Genomic DNA, 576 nt, shown 5'->3' with positions numbered 1-576 from the left:
CATCAAGGGCTTGAAATAGGCATTGCGTTACCCAGAGAAATATCAAGGCAATCTGAAAAAGGAGGCATATTTTATTAAAAATAAACCGCGGAAAATTTTGATTTTGAAGATCAAGATGACACAAATAGACCCTTCATAAAGGCATAGAGACACATTCAAAAACAAGCACGTACAACAAAGGATTTTAAAGACGATGAAAATGAAATTCCCCAACATCATATACGGTGTAGTAGCTACGGCTTTTCTTTCCCCAGGAATCGCTAGCGCAGAACTCAACAAGGATCACAGCCAAATATTAGAGCCCAATACAAAAGAAGTATACAAGGCGTTAGACTCAAATTATGAGGTGAAAAAAGGACTAACCTTCATCAAGGCTGATGATAAAAAGACTCTCGAACAACAAATAGAAATGACAGAAATTCCCGCCCCTCCCTATCACGAAGAAAAAAAGGCGGAGTATTTCAAAGAAAAATTACAAGAATATGGATTAAAGAATATTCACATTGACAAAACGGGAAATGTCATTGGCACACGACCTGGTACAGGTAGCGGCCCAAATCTCGTTCTTTCCGCTCA

General features: G+C 38.5%; 1 protein-coding gene. It reads left to right on the top strand.

Annotated elements, in window-relative coordinates; genetic code table 11:
* Positions 1-193: 193 nt before the first annotated feature.
* A partial coding sequence (locus tag L1075_RS15670; protein WP_246942769.1) for a hypothetical protein occupies positions 194-576 on the top strand: 383 nt, incomplete at its 3' end.

Origin of the sequence: Chromohalobacter beijerinckii, from assembly GCF_023061185.1 — a bacterium.
Taxonomy (GTDB): domain Bacteria; phylum Pseudomonadota; class Gammaproteobacteria; order Pseudomonadales; family Halomonadaceae; genus Chromohalobacter; species Chromohalobacter beijerinckii.
Note: the sequence above shows the minus strand (reverse complement) of the source record. Positions and strands in the feature narration are given on the sequence as shown.